Below are 1,657 nucleotides of genomic sequence, written 5' to 3' on the forward strand. Positions count from 1 at the left end.
CTCGGGAGTTGGTGACCTGAGATACCCTGCGTACCGCAGACAAACGTCACTCAGTTTCTTGGAAGAACGTTATCGAGAGACGTATCCAGCATAACGAGGAATCGTATGCCGTGAAATTACGCGTCTCCTAGTGAGGCAGCGAGAGACGTACTTATCATGGCGGGCAAACCGGGCGATTGAAATAGCATATTTTGGATGTACGAGTAAAGTCGAATGTCAGGGGAAACTGTGACCGAGGCGGTCCTCGCTGCCGTCGCCGAGCGCGAAGGTGTCGACGTCAAAGACCTACACCAATCCCTCTACGACTCCATTAGCCCAGAGGCACTCGACAAACTCTTTCGCAATGGTCCTGTCGAAGTCAGGTTCGAGTACATGGACTACATCGTGACTGTAGATAACGACCTCACAGTCGAATTGGACCCAAAGTAACCGTCGAGTGTGCGGTCTGGGTTCCGCGGCCACAGGGCATAGTACAGATAGTGCTAACTGCGTGTTCGTCGTTCTCGAGTTCTCCATCCGCTGTTTTGGAAGCCGAACCTCTGGTTCGTGTGTCGTTCTGAGTGTCTCGGTTTCGTGAGATTCAGACTATTCATTAGGTGATTGACTAGATTAGATATGTCGTTGTCGCACACAGACAACGAGTTCAAGCAAAATCCTGTACTATACGGAGAGATTAAGGATATATTGAATATCGCTATATCAAAACTGAGCTACATCGTTTGCGACTATCTGTTCACGCTGAAAGGTCGACCCCTCGAAGCCGTCGAGCGTTTACCGCGACGATGATGGTCGACAGCGACATGAAGACCGCACCGATAGCCGGTGACAGGAGGATACCGATAGGTGCCAACACCCCGGCAGCAAGCGGCAAGGCGACGACGTTGTATCCCGTAGCCCAGACGAGATTCTCCTGCATCTTGCGGTAACTCGCCTTCGAGAGGCGAACGAGACGGACCACGTCCAGTGGGTTGTTGTCGACGAGGATGATATCGCCGGACTCGATCGCGACATCCGTCCCCGACCCGATTGCGATGCCGACGTCAGCACGTGTCAAGGCTGGTGCGTCGTTGACGCCGTCGCCAACCATCGCGACGAGTTTGCCCTCGGATTGGAGTCGTTCGACCGTGGAGTCTTTCTCCTCTGGCAACACCTCTGCGAAGTACTGGTCGATACCGAGTTCCTCGGCGACGGCCTTCGCAACGTCTTCGGAGTCTCCCGTCAGCATCGCGACTTCGATACCCATCTCGTGCAGTGCGTCGATAGCCCGGCGACTCTCCTCCCGGATGACGTCTGCGAGCGCGAACGCCGCCACGATGTTGGATTCGTCCTGAACGAGGTAGATGACGGTTTGTGCATTCGACCCTGCTTCGTCAGCGAAGGCGACAATTTCCTCGGGACGTTCGATACCCAGTCGCTCGACGAGGTTAGGGCCACCGAGGTGGACTGTTTCACCCTCGACAGTGGCCTTCACACCGAGACCTCTGAGGTTCTCGAAGTTCGAGACGGCTGCCCGCGAGACACCACGTTCTTCCGCAGCGTTCCTGATAGCGCGAGCAATCATGTGCTCTGAGTCACCTTCGACACCAGCGGCGACTTCGAAGACCCGTTGCTCGGTCCAGCCACCAGCAACGTGGACAGCCCCGACACCCTGTTCGCC

2 protein-coding genes are annotated in these 1,657 nt (G+C 55.7%); one reads left to right on the forward strand and one right to left on the reverse strand.

The window, feature by feature from the left end; all coding sequences use genetic code 11:
• Positions 1-213 precede the first annotated feature (213 nt).
• On the forward strand, positions 214-429 hold the full coding sequence (locus AUR66_RS16935; RefSeq protein ID WP_058573369.1) for a HalOD1 output domain-containing protein: 216 nt from the start codon (positions 214-216) through the stop codon (positions 427-429).
• 304 nt (positions 430-733) lie between these two features.
• Here AUR66_RS16935 and AUR66_RS16940 read toward each other — a convergent pair.
• Positions 734-1,657: HAD-IC family P-type ATPase (locus tag AUR66_RS16940; RefSeq protein WP_157533193.1), on the reverse strand; the 924-nt coding region annotated here is incomplete at its 5' end.

The organism is Haloferax profundi (genome assembly GCF_001469865.1).
In the GTDB taxonomy this organism is placed as follows: domain Archaea; phylum Halobacteriota; class Halobacteria; order Halobacteriales; family Haloferacaceae; genus Haloferax; species Haloferax profundi.